Source organism: Cryptosporangium minutisporangium (assembly GCF_039536245.1).
In the GTDB taxonomy this organism is placed as follows: domain Bacteria; phylum Actinomycetota; class Actinomycetes; order Mycobacteriales; family Cryptosporangiaceae; genus Cryptosporangium; species Cryptosporangium minutisporangium.
In genome coordinates, this window is the sequence record NZ_BAAAYN010000012.1 from 138,421 (window position 1) to 160,102 (window position 21,682).

Genomic DNA, 21,682 nt, shown 5'->3' on the forward strand with positions numbered 1-21,682 from the left:
CGGACTGCGATCCTGGAGCCGTGGAAGCGGCGCCGTCGGTCACCAGTAAGGCGCTGGGCATCCTCGCAGCCTTCACCGCCCAGCAGCCACGCCTGACGCTGTCCGAGATCGGCCGCCGGACCGGCCTGCCGCTCACCACCGCGCACCGGCTCGTGGGGGAGCTGACCGAGTGGGGTGCGCTGGAACGCGACGACGCCGGGCGGTACCGGATCGGGCTGCGGCTGTGGGAGGTCGCGTCGCTGGCGCCGCGCAGCCTCGGACTCCGGGAGCGGGCGATGCCGTTCCTCGAGGACCTGTACGAGGTCACCCACGAGAACGTCCAGCTCGCCGTGCGGGACGGGTTCGAAGCGGTCTACGTCGAACGGATCTCCGGCCGGCACGCGGTCAGCGTGGTGTCGCGGGTGGGCGGGCGGCTGCCGCTGCACGCGACCGGGGTCGGCCAGGTGCTGCTCGCCTACGCCCCGGCGGAGTTCCAGGACCAGGTACTGGCCACGACGCTCAAGCCGTTCACTCCGCACACGATCACCGATCCGAAGCGGCTGCGCCAGGTGCTCGCCGAGGTGCGCCGGAGTGGCATCGCGATCTGCGATCGAATGGTCGACCCGGGCACGCTCTCGGTGGCCGCGCCGGTGCTCGGTCCGGCGCACGACGTGCCCGATGCGGTGCCGGGAGCGGTGGGCGTGGTGGCGGCCCTGTCCGTGGTCGTCCCGAGCGACGGCGCCGACCGGCTCGGGCTGGTCCCCGCCGTCCGCGCCGCCGCCCGCGGCATCTCCCGGGCTCTGGGCGCGGCACTCTGACACCAAGTGGACCCTTCGGCGCCCCCGGATAGGTCCACCTGACGTCACGCCTCCTCGGCGAGCACCTTCTGGGCGATCGCGAACGCGGCGTTGGCGGCCGGAACGCCCGCGTAGACCGCGGTGTGCAGGAACACTTCCTTGATCTCGTCCGGCGTCAGACCGTTGCGCCGCGCGGCCCGGACGTGCATCGGCAGCTCACCCTCCGCACGCAGCGCGGTGAGCAGGGCCAGCGTCAGACAGCTGCGGGTCTTGCGGTCGAGCCCCTCCCTGGTCCAGATCTCACCCCACGCGTAGCGGGTGATGAAGTGCTGGAAGTCGGCGGTGAACTCGGTGGTGTTCGCGATCGCGCGGTCGACGTGGGCGTCCCCGAGCACTTCCCGGCGCACCTTCATGCCGTCGGCGTGGCGTTGCTCGTCGTTCACCGAGCTCCTCCCAGGTGGGCGACGACCAGCGCACCGATCGCCTCCGGCTGCTCCAGTGTGGCCAGATGGGCGGCGTCCGGGACGATCTGCAGCCGTGCGCCGGGCACCGAGCCGACGATGGCCTCGGCGTGCGACGGCGGTGTGGCCGGGTCGTCGGCGCCGGCGATCACCAGCGTGTCCGCGGTGATCCGGGGCAGATCCCCGCGCAGATCCATGCCGGCGATCGCCTCGCAGCACGCGGCGTATCCCTCGTCCGGGGTGGCCTCCAGCATCGCCACCGCGGCCGCGACGCGCTCCGGCTCACGCGCCCGGAAGCCCTCGGTGAACCAGCGTCCGGCCGCCACGTCGGCGATGGAACCGGTGCCCTTGGCCCGGACGGTCTCGGCCCGCTCGATCCAGTTCGTGGCCGGCGGCAGGTAGGCCGACGTGCAGATCAGTGCCATCCGCTCGACCCGCTCGGGCGCGTGCGCCGCCAGCCACATGCCGATCATGCCGCCGAGCGACAGCCCGGCGTAGCGCACGGTTCCGAGGTGCAGCTCGTCGAAGAGCGCCAGGAAATCCTGGCCCAACTCGTCGAGCGAGTACGGCCCCGGAAGCACCTCGGAGCCGGCGTGCCCCCGGGTCTCCACCGCCAGCACCCGGAACCGACCGGCGAGCTCGGGGATCAGCGGCGCCCACATGCCCTGGTTGGTGCCGATCGAGTTCCCCAGCACCAAGACCGGGGCGTCCACCGGCACGTCGTCGAGGCCGTACCAGGTACAGGCCAGTCGAGCAGTCACCCCGCGGGTCCTCTCCATACGTCGGCATGAGCGGCCAGCGCCCGGTCGACCAGTGCCTCGGCGCTGCCGAGGTACCGAGTCGGGTCGAGCGCCGCGTCCAGCCGGTCGGCGTCGATCCGTCCGTCCGCTTCGTCCAGCAGGACGGCGCGCAGCGGCCGTCCGGACTCCGCTGACTTGGCTACCGCACTCTTCACCAGATCATGCGCTCCGCTGCGGCCGAGTTCGGGCGCGAGGGCGCCGCTGACGTTCTCGCTGAGCAGGACGCCGCCGGTCGCGTCGAGCGTGGCCCGCATGCGATCGGCGTCCACCCGCAGGTCGGGCAGGATCCGGGCGGTGCGTGCCGCGGCCCCGCCGACGACGTCGAACAGGTCGCGCAGCGGCTCCCACTCGGCGTGCCACCCACCCGTCGCCCGCTCGTGCTCCTGCTGCGCGGCGGCGGTGTGCAGCGTCGCCAGCAGGCCGGGCGTCCGGATCGAGGCCGAACGGATCAGGATCGACCCGGCCGGATTGCGCTTGTGCGGCATCGCCGACGAGCCACCGCCGCCTCCGCCTTCGGAGACCTCGGCCACCTCGGAGGAGGCCAGCAGCGTCAGGTCGAGCGCGAGCTTGCCCAGCGCCGCACCGACGCCGGCCAGCGCCGACCCGAGTTCCAGGACGCGCTGCCGGTCGGTGTGCCATGGCACCACCGCCTCCGCCAGTTCCAGCTCTGCGGCGAGCGCCGTTCCGACGGTCAGGCCGCGGTCGAGCAGGGCCGCCAACGTGCCCGCCGCGCCGCCGAACTGCACGGCGAGGCGCGTCTCCCGCACCGTACGGAGCCGACTCGCCGCCGTGTCGAGCGCGACCAGCCAGCCGGCGGCCTTGAGCCCGAACGTCGTCGGCAGCGCCTGCTGGCCGAGTGTCCGACCGACCATCAGCGTTCGCCGGTGGTCCGACGCGAGCGAGGCCAGCGCGTCGGTGCCGGTCCGCAGCGCGTCCAGGATTCGCCCGCTCGCCCGGTGGGCGACGAGCATCAGCGCGGTGTCCAGGATGTCCTGGCTGGTGGCCCCGTGATGCACCCAGGGCCGCGCGGACTCCGGCAGCACCTTCTCCAGCGCGCGGACCAGCGGCACCACGGGGTTCCCCGAGGACTGGGCGGCCCGGCCCAGCGCAGCGGCGTCGAACGTCCCGCCGCACGCCGCGGTGATCGCGTCCGCGGCGTCCGCCGGGATCACCCCGACGGACGCTTCCGCGCGGGCCAGCGCCGCCTCGACGTCGAGCATCGCGCGGACCACGGCGTCATCGCCGACCCGCGCGGACACTTCCGGGTCGGCGAAGAGCGGATCGAACAGGTCAGAGCGCAAAGAAGGCGGTCTCCCCGTCACCCTGGAGGCGGATGTCGAAGCGGTAGCCGTCCTCGGTCGGCGTCGCCAGCAGCGTCTCGCGGGCGGCTGCGGGCACCGACGCGAGCACCGAGTCCGACGCGTTCGCGGCCTCCTCGTCGGCGAAGTAGATCCGGGTGACAACCCGCTGCAGCATGCCGCGGGCGAACACCGAGACGTCGACGTGCGGAGCCTGCAGTGCACCGTCGACACCCGGCACCCGGCCCGGCTTGACCGTGTGGACGGCCCACTCGCCGTTCGCGTCGGTCGCCGAGCGCCCGAAACCGCGGAAACCCTCGACGCTCGGCGCCACCGCACCGCGCGGGTCGTCCGGGTGGTTGAAGCGGCCCTCGGGGTCGGCCTGCCACGTCTCGATCAGGCCGTCCGGGACGGTGTCGCGATTGCCGTCGGTCAGCCGACCCCGGATCCAGAAGCCGCCGGGCGTGCCCTTGGGGGCGACGAACACGCCGTCGTCCCAGGTGAGGCCGATCGATAGGTAGGGCCCGACGGTCTGCGAAGGCGTAGTGCCGAGCTGCGTCATTCCTCGTCCTCGTCGTGTGCGTCCTCGAACGGGGTCTGCTCCGAACCGCGGAGCACGATGTCGAACTCGAACGCCAGCGCCCAGTCCGGCTGGGTCGTGGCCAGGTCGAAGCGCGAGACCATGCGCTGCCGGGCCTTCTCGTCCGGCACCGAGTTGAAGATCGGGTCGTAGGGGAACAGCGGGTCGTCCGGGAAGTACATCTGAGTGACCAGCCGCTGGGTGAAGGCGCGCCCGAACAGCGAGAAGTGGATGTGGGCCGGCCGCCAGGCGTTGTGGTGGTTCTTCCACGGGTAAGCGCCGGGCTTGACCGTGGTGAACGTGTAGCGCCCCTGGTCGTCGGTGAGCGTCCGGCCCAGCCCGGTGAAGTTCGGGTCGAGCGGCGCCGGCCAGTTGTCCACGACGTGCCGGTAGCGGCCGCCGGCGTTCGCCTGCCAGATCTCGATCAGCGTCTGCGGCACCGGGCGGCCGTCGCTGTCGAGCACCCGGCCGTGCACGATGATGCGCTGGCCCTGGGGCTCCTCGGCGTGCTGCCGGGTGAGGTCGTTGTCCAGTTCGCCGAGGCGCCCCTCACCGAGCAGCGGCCCGGTGATCTCGGTGAACGCGTGCGGTAGGGCGACCAGCGGCTGCTTCGGGTGGCGCAGCGCCGTCGACTTGTAGCCCTCGAAGTCCAGATGCGGGTGCACCTCGGCGTCGCGCAGGTAGCGTGGCAAGGCCAGCCGGTCGGTGGGGTTCTCGACCGCGTTCGCGGATGTCTCGGTCATGGAGCCTCCTCAGGCTTCCAGCACGACGGCGAGGCCTTGGCCGACGCCGATACAGATGGCGGCGAGTCCCCAGCCGCCACCGCGACGGCGTAGTTCGTGGGCGAGGCTGCCCAGTACACGGACGCCCGAGGCGCCCAGCGGGTGGCCGATCGCGATCGCGCCACCGTTCACGTTGACGATCTCCGGGTCGAGCTCCGGCCAGTCGGCGAGGCAGGCCAGCGACTGGGCCGCGAACGCCTCGTTCAGCTCGACGACGTTCAGGTCGCCCCAGCCGATGCCGGCGCGGCGCAGCGCGCGCTCGGCGGCCTGAACCGGTCCGATTCCGAAGTACTGCGGCTCGACCGCGGCGACGCCCCGGCCCGCGATCCGGGCCAGCGGCGTCCGGCCGAGACGAGCGGCCGTCTCCGCGGAACCGATCAGCGTCGCGGCGGCGCCGTCGTTGAGCGGCGACGCGTTGCCCGCGGTGATCGTGCCGTCCGGGCGGAACGCGGGCTTGAGCCGGGCCAGCTTCTCGATGCTCGAATCGGGGCGGATGCCCTCGTCCCGGTCGAGGTCGGTGTCGGGAACGGCGACGACCTCGTCGGTGAACGTCCCGGCGTCCCATGCGGCGGCGGCGCGCTGGTGGCTGCTGACCGCGAACGCGTCCTGGGCCTCCCGGGTGATGCCGTACTTGTCGGCCAGCTGCTCGGTGGCCTCACCGAGCGACACGGTCCACTCGTCGTTCATCCGAGGGTTGACCATGCGCCAGCCGAGCGTCGTCGAGTGCAAGGTCTCGTGCGAGCTGGGGTAGGGCCGGGAAGGCTTGAGCAGCACCCAGGGCGCCCGGCTCATCGACTCGACGCCGCCCGCGATCAGCAGGTTCGCGTCGCCGGTCTCGACCGCGCGGCTGGCCTCGATCGCGGCCTCCATCCCGGAGCCGCAGAGCCGGTTGACGGTGGCGCCCGGTACCGACGTCGGGAGGCCGGCGAGCAGGACGGCCATCCGGGCGACGTCCCGGTTGTCCTCGCCGGCACCGTTGGCGTCGCCGAACAGGACGTCGTCGATGGTCGCGGGGTCGAGGTCCGGCGAGCGGTCGACCAGGCTGCGGACGACGTGCGCGGCCAGGTCATCCGGGCGGACGCCGGACAGCGCACCGCCGTACTTCCCGAACGGCGTCCGCACGGCGTCGAGAATGAACGCGTCGGCCATTAGCGCAGCCCTCCTTGTCGGGTGGCGCCGGTCAGCGCGACTCCGTCGCTGTTCCCGAACGGCGTCCGCACGGCGTCGAGAATGAACGCGTCGGTCATCGAGCCTCCTTCAAAGCACGTAGGGCACGCAGTTGCTCGTCAGTGGGTGCTTCGGTCGTGACCAGGTCCGGAGCCACTGCGAGGTCCCACCCGGTGGCCTCCTTCACCTGGTCCAGCGTCACCCCCGGGTGCACCGCAGTGAGGGTCAGTTCCCGCGTCTCCGGGTCCGGCTCCAGGATGCCCAGGTCCGTGATCACCTTCACCGGCCCCTTGCCGGGCAGGCCGAGCCGCTCCCGGAATCCAGCACCGTCCCCGTACCCGACCGAGGTCACGAAGTCGACCTTCTCCACGAACGCGCGCCGGTTCTGCCGGACGATCACCAGCACCTCTTTGGCCGACGCGGCGATCTCCGGCGCCCCGCCGGCGCCGGGCAGCCGGACTTTCGGGTCCGCGTAGTCACCGACGACGGTCGTGTTGATGTTGCCGAACTTGTCGATCTGCGCGGCACCGAGGAAGCCGACGTCGATCCGGCCCGGCTGCAGCCAGTAGTTGAAGATCTCCGGCACGCTGACCACCGCGTCGGCGGTCTCGCCGAGGACGCCGTCGCCGATCGAGAGCGGCAGCCGATCGGGCTTGGCGCCGACCGCTCCGGCCTCGTAGATCAGGACGAGGTTCGGCGCGTGCAGCCGTCGCGCGAGGTTCGCCGCGGTACTCGGCAGTCCGATGCCGACGAAGCAGACCGCGCCCTCGCGCAGCGTCCCGGCGGCGGCGACCGTCATCATCTCGTCCGAGGTGTAGCTGTCGCTCATCGTGCGCTCCCGGCGGTGTCCAGCACGTTCTGCTCGAGCCACTGCGTGAACCGCTCCCGGTCCCGGCTGATCTCGTCCCAGGCCTGGTAGTAGTCGTTGTCGCGCTCGGAGTAGTCCTGCGCGTAGCTCGGGTGCGCCCCTCCGGGGACCTCGGCGACCGCAGTCACCGCCCAGGTCGGCAGCGTGATCGCGCCCGGCACCGGCGCCAGTTCGTCGACGATCTCCTCGACCGTGACCAGCGACCGCTTGGCGGCCAGCACGGCCTCCTTCTGGACGCCGAGCAGGCCCCAGACCTGGACGTTGCCCGCGCGGTCGGCGCGTTGGGCGTGGATCACCGTGACGTCCGGGTTGATCGCGGGCACCGCGGTCAGCTTCTCGCCGGTGAACGGGCAGGTGATCGGCTTGATCGTGTCGGTCTGGTCGACGAGGTCGGTACCGACGTAGCCGCGCAGGACCGCGAACGGCAGCCCGGACGCGCCGGCCACGTACCGGTTCGCCATGCCGGCGTGGCTGTGCTCCTCGATCTCCAGCGGTGCCGGCCAGGCGTGCTCGACGGCGTCCCGGAACCGGTGCAGAGAGCCGACGCCGGGGTTACCGCCCCAGGAGAAGATCAGCTTGCGCGCGCAGCCGGCGCCGATCAGCTGGTCGTAGACGATGTCCGGGGTCATCCGGACGAGCGTCAGGTCGCGCCGACCCTGCCGGATGATCTCCTGGCCGGCAGCGACCGGAATCAGGTGGGTGAACCCCTCCAGCGCGACGGTGTCCCCGTCACGGACGAGGTTCCGCACCGCTTCCGCGAGAGTCATCAGCTCAGCCATGCGGAGGCCTTCCTTCGAGGGCGGGCGCCGGCGGAGCGATGGCGTCGCTGCAGTTGGCTAGCAGAGCCACGTGGGCGTCCCCTTGCGGTCGGGTTTCGTACGGAGTTACCTCACGCTAGTGACGGCACACCGGGCCGCGGGATTGCTCTTCCGGCTAACGGAAGAGCCGGGTCATGCATCGGCAATCCGCCCGTAATCCTGAACGCCCCAACGAATCGAGTGGAGCGTGCGATGCGTACCCGCACCCAAGTAGGCATCATCGGCGCCGGGCCGGCCGGTCTGCTCCTGCAGCATCTGCTCGCCCAGCAGGGCGTCGAGTCCGTTCTGGTGGAGAACCGCAGCCGCGAGTACTGCGAGAAGCGCCAGCGCGCGGGCGTCCTGGAGCACGGCAGCGTCGAGCTGCTGAAGGAGATCGGCCTGGGTGACCGGATGGTGCGCGAAGGGCTCACCCACAGCGGCATCTACCTGCAGTTCGCCGGTGAGCGCCACCACGTCGACTTCCCGTCGCTGACCGGCGGCCGGACGCTGACCGTCTACGCGCAGACCGAGGTCGTCAAGGACTTGATCGCCGCCGGCCTCGAGGCCGGCCACCAGCTGCACTTCGAGGTGACGGAGACCGCGGTCCGCGACGTCGACACCGAGCGCCCGGTGCTCTCGTTCGTCGACGCGGACGGCGTAACCCACGAGATCGAGTGCGACGCGATCGCCGGGTGCGACGGCTTCCACGGCGTCTCCCGGCCGGCGATCCCCTCCCTGCGCGTCTCCGAGCGCACCTATCCGTTCGCCTGGCTGGGCATTCTGGCGACGGTCCCGCCCTCGACCGACGAGCTGATCTACGCGCACTCCCCGCAGGGCTTCGCGATGCACAGCATGCGCTCCACCGAGGTGAGCCGCCTCTACATCCAGGTCGATCCGGACGAGAAGATCGAGGACTGGTCCGACGAGCGGATCTGGGAGCAGCTGCAGCTCCGCCTCGGGCACCCCGGCTGGACACTGTCCGAGGGGCCGATCACCGAGAAGAGCATCACGCCGATGCGGAGCTTCGTCGCGGAGCCGATGCGCCACGGCCGCCTGTTCCTGGCCGGCGACGCCGCGCACATCGTGCCGCCGACCGGCGCCAAGGGGCTGAACCTCGCGGTCGCCGACGTCAAGGTGCTCGCCGACGCCCTGGTCCGCCTGCTGGTCGAGGGCAAGGCGGACCTGGCCGACGCCTACTCCGACACCTGCCTCACCCGGGTCTGGCGCAGCACCTGGTTCTCCTGGTTCATGACGTCGATGCTGCACAAGTTCCCCACCGAGTCGTTCGCCTCCCCGCAGGAGGCGGAGTTCCAGGAGCGCCTGCAGATCGCACAGCTCCGCCAGATCGTCAGCTCGACGGCCGCCGCGACGAACCTCGCCGAGAACTACGCCGGTTGGCCGCTGCCGTAGGACCAGGTACTTCCGAGCGGGGACCTTCTGCGCGGGCCGCGGCGTCAGCCGCGCCCGCCGCCGGAGCCCTCCTTCAGCCGCGCGTACCGTTGCTGCTCGGCCGAGCGCGGTTTGGTCTCCGGCAGCGCGAGTGCGCAGAGCACGGTGAGCGTGGCCGCTCCGATCAGGAACCACGACACCCCGCTCTCCACATAGGTGGGAAGTTTCAGCACGGCCACCTGGGCCGCGCCGCCGGCGACCGCGGCGCCGAGGTGATAGGCGAGCGCAGTGCCCGTGTAGCGCGACCGCCGGTCGAACAACTCGGTCAGGTACGCGGCGACCGCGCCGTACCCCAGCGCGGACGCGAGTCCGCTGACCGCCATCGCGAACGTGATCAGCTCGACGGCGGCGGTGTTGACCAACCAGAAGAACGGGAAGGCCCAGAGGCCGGTGGCCACCGCCCCGAGGATCACGACCGGGCGACGGCCCATCCGGTCGGCGAGCGCCCCGCCGCCGAGCGCGCCGAGGACACCCACGACCGCGGCGACGAACGCGCCGCCGACAAGATCCGCGCGGGCCAGCCTCAGCTCGGTGACGCCGTACTCCACCGTGCCGGTGATCGTCACGTAGAACGCGGCGTTGGCGGCGAACAACAGGCCGGCGGCGAGCAGCAGGCGACCGGGTCGACGCAGCACGTGGAGGATCGGCCGGGGATGCGCGACCGGCTCCGGCTGCTGGTTCGGGTCGCGGGGGCGCAGCGCGATCACGACGACGGCGGCGAGGAGCACCCCGCCGGCGAGGAACGGCACTCGCCAGCCCCAGCTCTCGAACGTCTCCTCGTCGAAGGCCGAGATCGCCGCGTAGATCGCGACGTTCGCGAGGATCGCGCCGCAGGACACCCCGCCCTGCACGAAACCGCCCACCAGCCCGCGTCGGCGCGGGGGAGCGGCCTCGGTGAGGCTCAGCGCCATCCCGCTCCAGATCCCGCCGATCGCGACGCCGTGCACGAGCATCAGCGCGACGAGCAGCAGCGGGGCCAGCGAGCCGATGCTGTCCGCGACCGGCAGCGCACCGATCAGGACGATGCTCGTCCCGGCGAGCGCGAGTGAGGAGAGCAGCGCGGGCCGCCGTCCGACGGTGTCACCCAGCCGACCGAAAATCAACGCGCCGATCGGGCGGGCCAGGAACGCGACCCCGGCGGTGGCCAGCGCGAACAGGTTCCCGGTGGCGCCCCCGTACCGGGTGAAGAACAGCGGCCCGAGGATGGCGGGCGCGCCCGAGGCGAACAGGAAGAGCGTGTACCAGGTCGCAGTGCTCAAGAGCAGACCGGCGGCGGGGAGACCCCGTCCGGTCGGGCGCCGGGTGACCGCGTCGACCTGCTGTTCCACACGCGGACCGGCCATCGGGCGGGCGTTCGCCCGCGCCGGTCTGTAGCCGATGGGTACTCCGAGAGCATCGGATGGATACACGTGTCTCCTCCCGCCGCCCGGATGCGGAGAGCCCGAGCGACGCGGAGGAACCGGGTACGACCCTGCCCCCCGTGCCGTCGGAAGCCAAGCGCACCCGGCACAACACTGTGCAGTGAGACGAGCTTGCTCCCTCGTTACGCCGTCCCGAACGCCATTCGACAAACTCATGACGAGGAACTACGTGGCGTGGCGCACTAACTACGGCAGAGTGACAAAAGCGTTCAGCTCAGGCCGCCGACACCCGGGCGGAGGGTGACTGTTCGTCGTCGGCCCGCGCGCCCCGAGGAGCCGGATGCTCGACCAGGGCGAGGACTCGGGCGGCCATGAAGCGGGCCGTGCGGACCGCCGTTCCGCCCCGCGTCACCTCGGTCACCTCGACGATGCCCCGGCCGTGCGTCACGTCGACGCGCCGACCGGCTCTGGTCGCCACGACCTCGTAGGTGCGGGTGGATTCGCCGGCATCGATGACGATCTCGACTCGGTCGCCCTTCATGGCACACCTCGCAGCCGCCGCGCGTCCGAACTGATGTACTACCCATTGTCGCACGCGAGATCACGCTCCGGCAGGGTCACGGTCAAGCACGCGAGGAGCGGGACGAGCAGCGCGCTCACCACGGCGCCCAACGCGATGCCGGCGAACCCGTCGGTGGCCCAGTGGTAACCCAGGTAGACCATGCAGACCCAGCAGAGCGCGGCGCTCACCGCGCCGACGGCCAGCAGGCGGTTGACCCAGCGGGGGTCCTCGGTCAGGGCGGCGACCAGGACGGCCAGTGTCGCGCTGAACACGACGATGTTCGCGGCGTGGCCGGACGGATAGCTCATCCGCAGGCTCAGCTCGGCGGCGTCCGCGTGCAGGTGTGGGTCGCCGGTCCCGGGCGGCGGGCGGCCGGCCCAGAGCTTCGCCAGGCCGACGACCAGCGTGTGGACGAGCCAGACTCCCACCACGCCCAGCAGTGGCCGCAGCGACCGTCGGCGAATCCCGAGCACCACCGCCGTGACCGCGGACGCCGCCGGGAACACCCAGTTCTGCCCCAGCGAGAACCCGGCGCGGGCCGGCCAGTAGAGCGCTGAGCCCTGACGCTCGGCGTCGCCGTCGGCCATCCACCGGTCGAATCCGATCAGCAGCCCGCTGTCCACGCCGATCGTGATCGCGAGGAACCCGGCTGCGGCGATCGCCGCCGTGACCCACGGCCGCGCGCGGCGCGGGTCGGCCGCGGCCCAGGTCGGAGGCATGCCAAGAGGCTACGTTCACCGGAGTTCGGGCCGGGATTGGGCGACCGCGGGGCGTCGCTCGTTCTTCCTGGTGAGGCTCGTCTTCCTCACGCGGGTACGACGAAAGGACTCCGACGATGGTGATGGCGCTCCTGCTCGACTTCGCCATGATCGCGGGCGGGCTGCTCTTGGCCGCCGTCCTCCTGCAGCGCCTGCCGAAGGTCGGTCCCGACCTCGGACTGGCGGCCAGGGCAGCGGCGCCCTACGGCTGGATCGTCGGCCTCGTGGCGCTGGTCACCGCGGGCTACTACCTGCTCGTCCACCTGACCGACGGGCCACGCGTCTTCCACTTCGAGATCGTCGGACTGGGGGTGGGGGTCGCGCTGCTCTGGGACCGGCTGCGTGGGCGAGCTACCTCCCGCGCCGGGGCGGCACCGAGCCCGGAGCCGCCCGGTGCGACCCGCACCGAGCCGGTCGTGCAGGCGCCCACCGGTGCCGCGCTGCTGCTGGCGGTGTTCGGCCTGATCGCGATCATCGTCGGCTTCCAGGGCCTGCTGACGCCGGACTACTGACGCCGGACTACCGACGCCTAGCCGAGGAACGCCGCGAGGTCGAGGTACTGACGATCCTCGGTGACCAGCCCGGCGTCGTCGAAGACCAGCACCTTGACGTACTCGTGCCGCAGCGGGCGACCGGTCGGCGGTAGCTCCGGTCCGTCGAAGAGGCGCAACGGGCCGGTATGCGTCGCGGTGCCGGCCACCTCGGCGATCGCGGTGTCCCCGGCGACGTGCAGGTGCCGCACGGTCTCCCGGTAGTCCGGGTACGCGGTGAACACCGCCCGGCTCCACGCCAGCGTCTCCGGAACGTCGAGCTGCCAGCCGGGCAGCGGCCGGAACGTGTACGCGGGCGCGCAGGTGGCGCGCCACGCGTCCCACTGTTGGCCGGTCCAGGCCTCGTTCACGGCGGTGAAGCGGGCGGCGATGTCCACGGCGTCCTCCGGGGCGTTGGCCGAACTAATCGCACGGTCGTGCAATTAGTGTGCCGCACGGGCGCCTACCCTGGCACCGTGATTGCGGAACGAAGGCGACCGAAGTCCGGCGACGGGCGGATCGCTCGCGGGGCGGCCACCCGCCGGGAGATCCTCGACCACGCCGCCCGGGTGGCCTCGGTCGACGGGCTCACCGGGCTGTCGCTCGGCCGGCTCGCGACCGACCTCGGATTGAGCAAGAGCGCGGTCTTCGCGCACTTCAGCTCCACCGAGCGGCTGCATCTGGCGGTCGTCGAGGCGGCCGTCGACCTGTTCCGCGCGCGGGTGGTGGAACCGGCCCTCGCCGTACGGCCAGGGCTGGGTCGGGTCGAGGCGCTGACCGACGGCTGGCTCGTCTACTCCGAGCGCCGTCTGTTTCCGGGCGGCTGCTTCTTCCTGCACGTGGGTGCGGAGTTCGACGCCCGGCCGGGCCCGGTCCGCGACGCACTCTCCACCGCTCGCCGGAACTGGCTGCAGCTCCTGGCCGGGACGATCCGGGACGCCGTCCAACTGGGCGAGTTGCCGCCGGAGACCGATCCGGCGCAGGTCGCGTTCGAGGTGGACGCCGTCGCGGCGGCGGCCAACTCGGCGGCGCTCCTGCTGGACGACCCGACGGCCCACGAGCGGGCCCGGCGGGCGATCGGTGCCCGGCTCGGTCGGCCCTCCACCGGGTGATCGAGCGGCGGGTGGGCGACGCGGGGTTTCGTGTCGATCGGGCGTGGCAGGCTACGGACATGAACCGGCTCGGTGACGCGACCTCGCCCTATCTCGTCCAGCACGCGACCAATCCGGTCGACTGGTGGCCCTGGTCGGCCGAAGCATTCGCCGAGGCCAAGCGCCGCGACGTCCCGGTGTTGCTCTCGGTCGGCTACGCGGCCTGCCACTGGTGCCACGTGATGGCGCACGAGTCGTTCGAGGACGACGAGACCGCCGCGCTGGTCAACCAGTACACGGTGCCGATCAAGGTCGACCGCGAGGAGCGTCCGGACGTCGACGCGGTCTACATGGAGGCCACTCAGGCCATGACCGGTCAGGGCGGCTGGCCGATGACCGTGTTCTGCACGCCGGACGGCGAGCCGTTCTTCTGCGGCACCTACTTCCCGAAGCCGCACTTCCAGCGGCTCGTCGTCGCGGTGGCGGAGGCGTGGGCCACCAAGCGGGAAGACGCGGTGGCGCAGGGCCGCAACGTCGTCGAGGCGCTGACCGGCGGCAGCCTCGGTCCGGGCCAGCCGCTGGACGTGAAGAAACTCGACACCGCGGCCACGACGTTCCAGCGTGACTTCGACACGGTCCACAAGGGCTTCGGCGGCGCGCCCAAGTTCCCGCCGTCGATGGGGTTGGAGTTCCTGCTCCGCCACCATGCCCGCACCGGAAGCGCCGACTCGCTGCGCATGGTCCGCGAAACCTGCGACGCGATGGCCCGCGGCGGGATGTACGACCAGCTCGGCGGTGGGTTCGCCCGGTACGCGGTCGACGCGACCTGGACCGTGCCGCACTTCGAGAAGATGCTCTACGACAACGCGCTGCTGCTCCGCGTCTACCTGCACCTCTGGCGCGCGACCGATGATCCGCTGGCCCGCCGGGTCGCCGGCGAGACCGCCGAGTTCCTGCTGCGCGACCTGCGCACGCCGGAGGGCGGCTTCGCGTCCGCACTGGACGCCGACACCGACGGCGTCGAGGGCCTGACCTACGCCTGGACCCGCGTCCAGCTGGTCGAGGTACTCGGTGAGGAGGACGGCGCCTGGGCCACGGAGCTGCTCGGCGTCACGTCGGAAGGCACGTTCGAGCACGGGACGAGCGTCCTGCAGCTCCGGCGGGATCCCGACGATCCGGCGCGCTGGGCCGCGATCCGCGAGCGACTGCTGGCGGCGCGCGCGAAGCGCCCGCAGCCCGCGCGCGACGACAAGGTCGTCGCGGCCTGGAACGGTCTGGCGATCGCGGCGCTCGCCGAGTACGGCGAGCTCACCGACGACCAGCGAACCGTCGACGCCGCCGCACAAGCGGCCGACCTGCTGCTGCGGGTGCACCTGGTGGGCGGCCGACTCCGGCGTACCTCCCGCGACGGGCGGGTCGGTGAGCACGCCGGTGTGCTGGAGGACTACGGCGACGTCGCCGAGGGCTTGCTGGCACTGCACCAGGTCACCGGCGAGGCTCGCTGGCTCGAGGCGGCCGGTGGGCTGCTGGAGACCGCGCTCACCCGGTTCGCCGACGGCTCCGGCGGCTTCTTCGACACCGCAGACGACGCCGAGGCGCTGATCCGCCGCCCGCAGGACCCCACCGACAACGCGACTCCGTCCGGGTCCTCCGCAGTGGCCGGTGCGCTGCTCAGCTACGCCGCGCTCACCGCGTCGATCCGGCACCGCGAGGCGGCCGAGGGCGCGCTGGCGAAGATGGCTCCGGTCGCCGAGCGGTTCGCCCGCTTCGCGGGCTGGGCCTGCGCGGTCGGGGAGGCCGCGGTCGCCGGACCGCTGCAGGTCGCGGTCGTCGGTACCGGCCCCGATGCGGACGCGCTGCGGCGGACCGCCTGGCGGGCGACGTCCCCGGGTGCCGTGGTCGTCGCCGGGGAGCCGGACGCCGAGGGCGTACCGCTGCTCGCCGACCGTCCGCTCGTCGGCGGTGCGCCGGCGGCCTACGTCTGCCACGGCTTCGTGTGCGACCGTCCCACCACCGATCCCGCGGTCCTCGCCACCCAGGTGCGGTAGCCCGCCCGCCGTCGCGCGGGACGGGTCGAACCGGCTCGCTAGGATCGGCGAGACCTCCGCGGGGGTCAGCCGAGACGGGAACTGTGCTTCAGCTGGAGTGGGCGGCTTTCATGGGCGTGACGGAGACGGACGGCGACGCGGCACGGTCTCAGGCGGGAGCGCCGATGGCCGACCACCAGCCGGGCGGCATCGCGGGGTACTACGGTGCGCCCCACGGTGCGGGGCGGGAGGCCGCCCTCACTGCTCTGGGCAGCGCTCTCGCCCATCGCGGCGGCGCGGAGGAGCGCCACGAGCGTGGGCGGATCGGCCTGGCCGTGCGCGCCGGGGCGCCCGGAGCAAGCTTCACCGGCCGGGACGGCACCGTCGTCGTGGCCGCCGGGATCGACCCGGCCGCCGTCGCCGATCGGTACGCGGCCGGGGGCGTCGAGCTGCTGGCGACGCTGCCGACGCCGTGGACCGCGGCGCTGCTCGACCCCGCGCGGGAGGCGCTCGTTCTCGTCGCGGCCGGGGCGCCGCTCTACTACGCCCCCGCGGCGGCGGGCGTGGACGGGTTGGCGTTCGCCTCCGAACCGGCCGCGCTCGTCGAGGCCGGCCTGGTCTCCTCCGCGCCGGACACCGAGCGGGTGGTGGAGTTCGTCCTCACCGGTGGCGGCGAGGACGGCGAAGCGACGTTCTTCGCCGGGATCCGCCGGTTGCCCGTCGGGCAGGCGCTGGTCGTCGACTCCAGCGGCGCGGTCGCGCGGTCGATCGACGCGGTCACCCCGCCGGTCGACGGCCTGGCCGCGGCCCGGCGCGCGCTCGCAGGCAGCCAGCGGCCCGCGGTCCGGCTCGGCCTCGGCCTGCCCGGTGCCGCTCTGGCCGCGACCGCCAAGAACACTCCGGACCTCCCGGCGTCGGCGTTCTTCTCGTCGAGCTTCGCGCCGATGGACACCACCGAAGACCTCTACTCCGGCGCCGTCGGCGCGGCGCTCGGCGTCACCGTCCACTCGGTCCGGGTGAACGCGGACACGCTCGCGGCCGACCTTCCGGAGTTCCTCCGCGTCCAGGGCGAGCCGGTCGCCGACCTCGGCGAGTACGTGCAGTACGCGGTCGCGAAGACGGCCAAGGAGGGCGGTGCCGACGCGCTGCTCGACCCGGTCGGGGCGATCGCCGCCTACGGCCTGACGGTGGAGGCCACCGGCAAGAAGGCGCGTCGTGAGGTGGCGCCGACGACGCTGCTGGCCACGGGTTCCGCCTCGACCACCCCGGACGGAACGCCCAGCCCGGCGGCGTCGGGCGCGGCGCGGCTGGCCGAGGCACGCCGCTCCGCCGACCGCTCGGCGGCCCGGCTGGGGATCCGGATCCACACGCCGTTCGCCAACCCGGTCGCCGACGCCGGTCAGGGCGGGGCCTCCCTGCGGGCCGCGCTGCCCTCCGGTGCGCCCGGGGACGTCCGGAACTCGGCGCCGGTTCGCGACTGGCTGCTCCGGCTGAAGAACCGGATCTACGGCACGTTCCTCGCCGAGTCGTTCGTCAACCGGCCGTGGTTCCACCAGCAGAACGTCCTGGTCGCGTTCGAGGACTTCATCAAGGGACGCAACCACGACGCCGACCTGTTCTGGCGGATCTGGTGCGTCGAGATCTGGGCGCAGGAGTTCCTCGACCCGAAGCCGGAGGAGAAGGAGCCGGTTCGGATCAAGGGCCCGCTCGAGGCGAACGCGAACAAGCAGCTCGAGATCACCGTGGACGGTGAGCGCTGGCTGCGGTTCCCGATCCGCACCGACCTGTTCACCTCCGGGGACGACTACACGCGCCGGATCACCTCGTACGTCGCGGAGTTCGTCAACCACGTCCGGGCCGACGGGACGTACCTGTCCGCGTTCAACGGCCCGTGGTACCTGCTGGTCAGCGAGAAGATCATCGCGATCTCGCAGGGTCGCTCGTACTTCATCTGGGACATCGAGCCCTCCTGGTGGGCGCGGACGCTGGCCAAGTTCGTCGTGAAGACGCCGTACGGCATCGGGCTCGGCAGCCCGTGGACGATGGAACTCGCGATCCGGGAGGCCGGGTTGCCGCGGATCCTCTTCGCGGCCGGCATCAGCGCGGCCGGTAAGGCAGTCGGCAAGCGCGGGCTGTTCTACCAGGTGGCGGGCCACTCGGTCCGGGCGATCGACGGCCCTACGGAGTACTCGGTATACCCGGCGAACGTGTCCGCGAAGCTCGCGCCTGCTCACCCCGACCGGGTTTCTGCCAAGCTCAAGGCGACGATCGTCGCGTCGCTCACCGACGCAGGGCTGCCGCAGCTGGCGCAGACGCTCGCCGGAGTCGTCGTGATCGACGCCAACGACATCGGGCGGAACGTGCTCGGCAGCGACGCCGACCGTCCGGAGGAGTTCTTCGAGAACCTGTTCGGAGACAACCCCCTCGGCCAAGGCAGCGAGCAGACGCCGCTCGCGGTCGCGGTGCGCGTCGGCTAAGGCGTCGCCCGCCTCTCCCGCGGCGGCCGAGACCCTCGGCTCGTAGAACGGCCCCACCCATCGGGTGGGGCCGTTCTGCTGCTGGCGCTCGGTGGCGCAAGGGTGTAATCATGGTCTTGTAATCATGTAATCGGTGTAACGGTGTTGGTAAGGAGGGCGTCATGCGCGGACAGGGACGCGGTTTCGGGCGATCCGGCGGCTGGCAGCAGGCTGACCTTCCGCCGGCCGAGGACGCTCACGCTTGGTTCGCCGGGCGGCTGCCCAACGGGTGGTTCGTCGGCCCACCAGAGGTGGCGGTCGACCGCGACGAGATCCTGGTGGTGGGCACGCTGCCGGTCGAGCATGCTGCCGACGCGTCGGACGCCGACCGGGCGGCGCACGAGGCAGGGCTGATCGCCCGCTTCCGGGAGGAGACGCGCGACGCCCGCATCCGGGTCGCCCGCGAAGGAGAGCACCGCTACGGCCGCAAGGTGTCGTGGGGCGCGGTCGCCGGCAGCACCCGGGAGCTGTTCACCACGCACTCCGCTCCGGTGATGACCCGCCTGCGGCAGCCCGAGCGGCAGGTGCTCGACACTCTCGTCGACGCCGGAGTGGCCCGTTCCCGCTCGGACGCGTTGGCGTGGTGCGTCCGCCTGGTCGGGCGCAACGCCGACGAGTGGCTCGACCAGCTGCGCGCGGCGATGAGCGAGGTCGACCGGGTCCGAGCCGCCGGCCCCGACGCTGCCGGCCCCGACGCTGCAGGTGCGGACGCTGCAGGTGCGGACGGCGGCGCGGAGGCCACGGGCTGAGGGCAAACTCACGCCGTCTGCGGACCGGTGCTGCGGAGCGGCGCGGCGAAGCGTCCGAAGACTTAGCTTGAAGGCTCGGAAGCGCCCGCCCCGCACCGAACACAGAAGGCCGACCCCCGGAAGGGGTCGGCCTTCTGTTCGATCTAGACAGAAGTTACGTGAACAACGCGAAGTAGATCGCGATGTGGTGGCAGAGGGCCGCCACCAGCGTGCAGGCGTGGAAGAACTCGTGATGCCCGAACGTGGTCGGCCACGGGTTGGGCCAGCCGGTCGCGTAGAAGATCGCGCCCACCGAGTAGATCACGCCGCCCACGGCGAGGAGAACCAGTGCGGTCAGGCTGGCCTGCCCGATCTCGGGCAGGACGAGGACGGCGATCCAGCCGAGCCCGATGTAGAGCGGCGTGCCCAGCCACTTGGGCGCCGACGGCCAGGCCATCTTCAGGGCAACGCCCATCGCGGCTCCGACCCAGACCACGAGCAGCAGCCAGTCGGCCTTCGGTGGTTCGAGCAAGAACAAACAGAACGGCGTGTAGGTCCCGGCGATGAACACGAAGATCATCGAGTGGTCGAGGCGCTTCATCGTGGCGTAGCCCCGTGGACCCCAGATCCGCCGGTGGTACAGCGCGCTGGTGCCGAACAGGCCGCACACGGTCAGGCTGTACACCAGACAGCCGTAGAAGTAGTTCCAGCCGGGACGGCTCGCAGCGATGCTGCACAGCACGATTCCGCACACCGCGGCGACGCCGACGGCGTACACGTGCAGCCAGCCGCGCATTCGCGGCCGACCCAGGGGGTCAGGCCCCCGCTTGAGTGAACTGGAGCGGCTCAGCAGGACCGGAGAGCCGTCCGCAGCCTCCGCTGCGACGTCGTCGATCGTCACGCCGCCGGCCGCCAGGTTGTCGGTCGTCAGACCCTCGGTCGTCACGTCATCACTTCGCACGAGTTCGAGGTTACGCCACCGTAGGTTAGGCCGCTGTGAGCGCGCGCTGTGCATGCGTCAAAGCTGATGAAACCTCGCCCGCGGAGGGGTGAACGGACTGCTCACAGGGCTGGTGAGCGAACGCCTGTACTGAATCGATGCCTATGCAAGTTCTCACAATGCGGACGGCCGACAGTCCGTTCTGTCGGGTCTACGCTGACTGGCACACCCGCCTGAACCCCGCCACCCAAGCGGGTCTTCTGGCGTTCCCCACGGACGGGAAACCGGTCAGTGTGCGCCCACCCGAGGAGTGATCGATGTCAGCCCCCACCGCGATCCCCGGCTTGGCCGAGGCCCCGACGACCCACGCGGAGCTGCTCGCCTGGGTCCGGGAGACCGCAGAGCTCACCACCCCCGACCGCGTCGTCTGGGTCGATGGTTCGGAAGAAGAATGGGTTCGGCTCACCGACGAACTGGTCGAAGCCGGCACCCTGGTCCGCCTGAATCCGGAGAAAAAACCGAACTCGTTCTGGGCCCGGACTGATCCGTCCGACGTCGCCCGGGTCGAGGAGCGGACGTTCATCTGCTCGGTGGATCCGGCCGACGCGGGCCCGACCAACAACTGGATGGACCCGGCCGAGATGAAGGCCGTCATGACCGACCTCTACCGGGGTTGCATGCGTGGCCGCACGATGTACGTCATCCCGTTCTGCATGGGTCCGCTCACCGCGGCCGAGCCGATGTTCGGCGTCGAGATCACCGACTCCGCCTACGTCGTCACCAGCATGCGGATCATGACCCGGATGGGTTCGGACGTGCTGGCCAAGATGGGCTCGGACGCCAAGTTCGTGCCGGCGCTGCACTCCATCGGTGCGCCGCTCGAGCCCGGCCAGCAGGACGTCGCCTGGCCGTGCAATCCGGAGAAGTACATCGTCCAGTTCCCGGAGGAGCGGAAGATCTGGAGCTACGGCTCCGGCTACGGCGGTAACTCGCTGCTCGGCAAGAAGTGCTTCTCCCTGCGGATCGCCAGCGTCATGGCGCGCGACGAGGGCTGGCTCGCCGAGCACATGCTGATCCTGAAGCTCACCGACCCGCAGGGCGAGGTCAACTACATCGCGGCCGCGTTCCCGTCGGCCTGCGGCAAGACCAACCTCGCGATGCTCGAGCCGACGATCCCGGGCTGGAAGGTCGAGGTGCTCGGCGACGACATCGCCTGGATGCGCTTCGGCGAGGACGGTCGGCTCTACGCGCTCAACCCCGAGTTCGGGTTCTTCGGCGTCGCGCCCGGCACCGGCTGGGACACCAACGCCAACGCCATGCGGACGATCGAGCGCGGCAACTCGCTCTTCACCAACGTCGCCCTGACCGACGACGGGGACATCTGGTGGGAGGGCATGACCGACGAGCCGCCGGCGCACCTGACCGACTGGAAGGGTCGGGACTGGACTCCGGAGTCGTCCGAGCCGTCGTCGCACCCGAACTCGCGGTTCTGCACCCCGGCCGGGCAGTGCCCGATCATCGCGCCGGAGTGGGAGGACCCGAACGGCGTGCCGATCTCGGCGATCCTGTTCGGCGGTCGCCGGAAGACGACGATCCCGCTGGTCAGCGAGGCGCGCGACTGGAACCACGGCGTGTACCTCGGCGCGACCCTGTCGTCGGAGACCACGGCGGCGGCGGCCGGTGCGGTCGGCGTCGTGCGGCGTGACCCGATGGCGATGCTGCCGTTCATCGGTTACCACGGCGGCGACTACTTCCGGCACTGGATCGAGATGGGCAAGGGCGGTCCGACCGGCGACGCGTCGAAGCTGCCGAAGATCTTCTACGTCAACTGGTTCCGTCGGGACGACGAGGGCAAGTTCCTCTGGCCCGGCTTCGGCGAGAACAGCCGCGTGCTGAAGTGGGTCGTCGAGCGCATCCAGGGCAAGGCGGACGCCGTCGACACCCCGATCGGTCACGTGCCGGCGCCGGGTGCGCTGGACGTCTCCGGGCTCGACATGACCTCCGAGCAGGTCGCCGCCGCCCTCGCCGTCGACGCCGACGAGTGGCGCGCGGAGATCCCGCAGGTCACCGAGTGGTTCGAGAAGTTCGGCGACAAGCTGCCCGGTGTGCTGTGGGCGGAGCTCGACGTCCTGAAGAGCAAGCTGGGCGTGCAGTAAGAACTAGCTCGAGCAACCGGCCCGGTCAGTGTTTC

Annotated in this window: 21 protein-coding genes; 8 read left to right on the top strand and 13 right to left on the bottom strand. The window is 71.6% G+C overall.

Annotation, left to right across the window (positions count from 1 at the left end; all coding sequences use genetic code 11):
• Window positions 1-20 precede the first annotated feature (20 nt).
• The gene (locus tag ABEB28_RS10290) at window positions 21-797 is read left to right on the top strand and encodes an IclR family transcriptional regulator (RefSeq protein ID WP_345727780.1); all 777 of its coding nucleotides are present in this window, start codon (window positions 21-23) and stop codon (window positions 795-797) included.
• Window positions 798-841: 44 nt separating this feature from the next.
• On the opposite strand, the gene pcaC is transcribed toward ABEB28_RS10290, so the two are convergent.
• From pcaC to ABEB28_RS10330, 8 genes are all read right to left on the bottom strand, one after another.
• A complete protein-coding gene (gene pcaC / locus ABEB28_RS10295) occupies window positions 842-1,189 on the bottom strand; it encodes a 4-carboxymuconolactone decarboxylase (protein WP_376981229.1) in 348 nt (115 codons plus the stop codon).
• Between the two features lie 26 nt (window positions 1,190-1,215).
• Complete coding sequence (pcaD, locus tag ABEB28_RS10300; RefSeq protein ID WP_345727782.1) at window positions 1,216-1,998, bottom strand: 3-oxoadipate enol-lactonase; 783 nt, start codon at window positions 1,996-1,998, stop codon at window positions 1,216-1,218.
• On the bottom strand, window positions 1,995-3,338 hold the full coding sequence (gene pcaB, locus ABEB28_RS10305; RefSeq protein ID WP_345727783.1) for a 3-carboxy-cis,cis-muconate cycloisomerase: 1,344 nt from the start codon (window positions 3,336-3,338) through the stop codon (window positions 1,995-1,997). Before pcaB ends, pcaD begins: the two co-directional genes overlap by 4 nt.
• Window positions 3,328-3,897: a protocatechuate 3,4-dioxygenase subunit alpha gene (pcaG, locus tag ABEB28_RS10310; RefSeq protein WP_345727784.1), complete on the bottom strand. Its 570-nt coding sequence runs from the start codon at window positions 3,895-3,897 to the stop codon at window positions 3,328-3,330. The genes pcaB and pcaG overlap by 11 nt, the downstream gene beginning before the upstream one ends.
• On the bottom strand, window positions 3,894-4,658 hold the full coding sequence (gene pcaH / locus ABEB28_RS10315; RefSeq protein ID WP_345727785.1) for a protocatechuate 3,4-dioxygenase subunit beta: 765 nt from the start codon (window positions 4,656-4,658) through the stop codon (window positions 3,894-3,896). Before pcaH ends, pcaG begins: the two co-directional genes overlap by 4 nt.
• 9 nt (window positions 4,659-4,667) lie before the next feature.
• A complete protein-coding gene (locus ABEB28_RS10320) occupies window positions 4,668-5,846 on the bottom strand; it encodes a thiolase family protein (RefSeq protein WP_345727786.1) in 1,179 nt (392 codons plus the stop codon).
• Between the two features lie 94 nt (window positions 5,847-5,940).
• The gene (locus tag ABEB28_RS10325; protein WP_345727787.1) at window positions 5,941-6,693 is read right to left on the bottom strand and encodes a CoA-transferase subunit beta; all 753 of its coding nucleotides are present in this window, start codon (window positions 6,691-6,693) and stop codon (window positions 5,941-5,943) included.
• Window positions 6,690-7,511 (bottom strand): CoA transferase subunit A, encoded by an 822-nt coding sequence (locus tag ABEB28_RS10330; RefSeq protein ID WP_345727788.1) that lies wholly within the window; start codon window positions 7,509-7,511, stop codon window positions 6,690-6,692. Before ABEB28_RS10330 ends, ABEB28_RS10325 begins: the two co-directional genes overlap by 4 nt.
• A gap of 231 nt (window positions 7,512-7,742) precedes the next feature.
• Between ABEB28_RS10330 and ABEB28_RS10335 the strand changes: the two genes are divergently transcribed.
• On the top strand, window positions 7,743-8,939 hold the full coding sequence (locus ABEB28_RS10335; RefSeq protein WP_345727789.1) for a 4-hydroxybenzoate 3-monooxygenase: 1,197 nt from the start codon (window positions 7,743-7,745) through the stop codon (window positions 8,937-8,939).
• A gap of 44 nt (window positions 8,940-8,983) precedes the next feature.
• Here ABEB28_RS10335 and ABEB28_RS10340 read toward each other — a convergent pair whose 3' ends face one another.
• From ABEB28_RS10340 to ABEB28_RS10350, 3 genes are all read right to left on the bottom strand, one after another.
• Window positions 8,984-10,321: an MFS transporter gene (locus tag ABEB28_RS10340; RefSeq protein ID WP_345727790.1), complete on the bottom strand. Its 1,338-nt coding sequence runs from the start codon at window positions 10,319-10,321 to the stop codon at window positions 8,984-8,986.
• A gap of 292 nt (window positions 10,322-10,613) precedes the next feature.
• Window positions 10,614-10,880, bottom strand: a complete 267-nt coding sequence (locus ABEB28_RS10345; RefSeq protein ID WP_345727791.1) for a hypothetical protein — start codon at window positions 10,878-10,880, stop codon at window positions 10,614-10,616.
• A 38-nt stretch (window positions 10,881-10,918) separates the two neighbouring features.
• A complete protein-coding gene (locus ABEB28_RS10350) occupies window positions 10,919-11,620 on the bottom strand; it encodes a phosphatase PAP2 family protein (RefSeq protein ID WP_345727792.1) in 702 nt (233 codons plus the stop codon).
• 116 nt (window positions 11,621-11,736) lie between these two features.
• Between ABEB28_RS10350 and ABEB28_RS10355 the strand changes: the two genes are divergently transcribed.
• On the top strand, window positions 11,737-12,171 hold the full coding sequence (locus ABEB28_RS10355; protein ID WP_345727793.1) for a hypothetical protein: 435 nt from the start codon (window positions 11,737-11,739) through the stop codon (window positions 12,169-12,171).
• Window positions 12,172-12,188: 17 nt separating this feature from the next.
• Here ABEB28_RS10355 and ABEB28_RS10360 read toward each other — a convergent pair whose 3' ends face one another.
• Window positions 12,189-12,587, bottom strand: a complete 399-nt coding sequence (locus ABEB28_RS10360; protein WP_345727794.1) for an ester cyclase — start codon at window positions 12,585-12,587, stop codon at window positions 12,189-12,191.
• A 78-nt stretch (window positions 12,588-12,665) separates the two neighbouring features.
• Between ABEB28_RS10360 and ABEB28_RS10365 the strand changes: the two genes are divergently transcribed.
• The 4 genes from ABEB28_RS10365 (at window position 12,666) to ABEB28_RS10380 (ending at window position 18,572) form a co-directional block, all read left to right on the top strand.
• Window positions 12,666-13,301, top strand: coding sequence for a TetR family transcriptional regulator C-terminal domain-containing protein (locus ABEB28_RS10365; protein ID WP_345727795.1), 636 nt, complete (start codon window positions 12,666-12,668; stop codon window positions 13,299-13,301).
• A 59-nt stretch (window positions 13,302-13,360) separates the two neighbouring features.
• On the top strand, window positions 13,361-15,328 hold the full coding sequence (locus ABEB28_RS10370) for a thioredoxin domain-containing protein (RefSeq protein ID WP_345727796.1): 1,968 nt from the start codon (window positions 13,361-13,363) through the stop codon (window positions 15,326-15,328).
• A gap of 164 nt (window positions 15,329-15,492) precedes the next feature.
• The gene (locus ABEB28_RS10375) at window positions 15,493-17,784 is read left to right on the top strand and encodes an asparagine synthase-related protein (RefSeq protein ID WP_345727797.1); all 2,292 of its coding nucleotides are present in this window, start codon (window positions 15,493-15,495) and stop codon (window positions 17,782-17,784) included.
• A 161-nt stretch (window positions 17,785-17,945) separates the two neighbouring features.
• A complete protein-coding gene (locus tag ABEB28_RS10380) occupies window positions 17,946-18,572 on the top strand; it encodes a hypothetical protein (RefSeq protein WP_345727798.1) in 627 nt (208 codons plus the stop codon).
• Between the two features lie 154 nt (window positions 18,573-18,726).
• Here the strand turns inward: ABEB28_RS10380 and trhA are convergent, their stop codons facing one another.
• Entirely contained in the window at window positions 18,727-19,401 is a 675-nt protein-coding gene (gene trhA, locus ABEB28_RS10385) for a PAQR family membrane homeostasis protein TrhA (protein WP_376981231.1), read from the bottom strand.
• 407 nt (window positions 19,402-19,808) lie between these two features.
• Here trhA and ABEB28_RS10390 point away from each other — a divergent pair, with 407 nt between their 5' ends.
• Complete coding sequence (locus ABEB28_RS10390) at window positions 19,809-21,647, top strand: phosphoenolpyruvate carboxykinase (GTP) (RefSeq protein ID WP_345727799.1); 1,839 nt, start codon at window positions 19,809-19,811, stop codon at window positions 21,645-21,647.
• The last annotated feature ends 35 nt before the right edge of the window (window positions 21,648-21,682 follow it).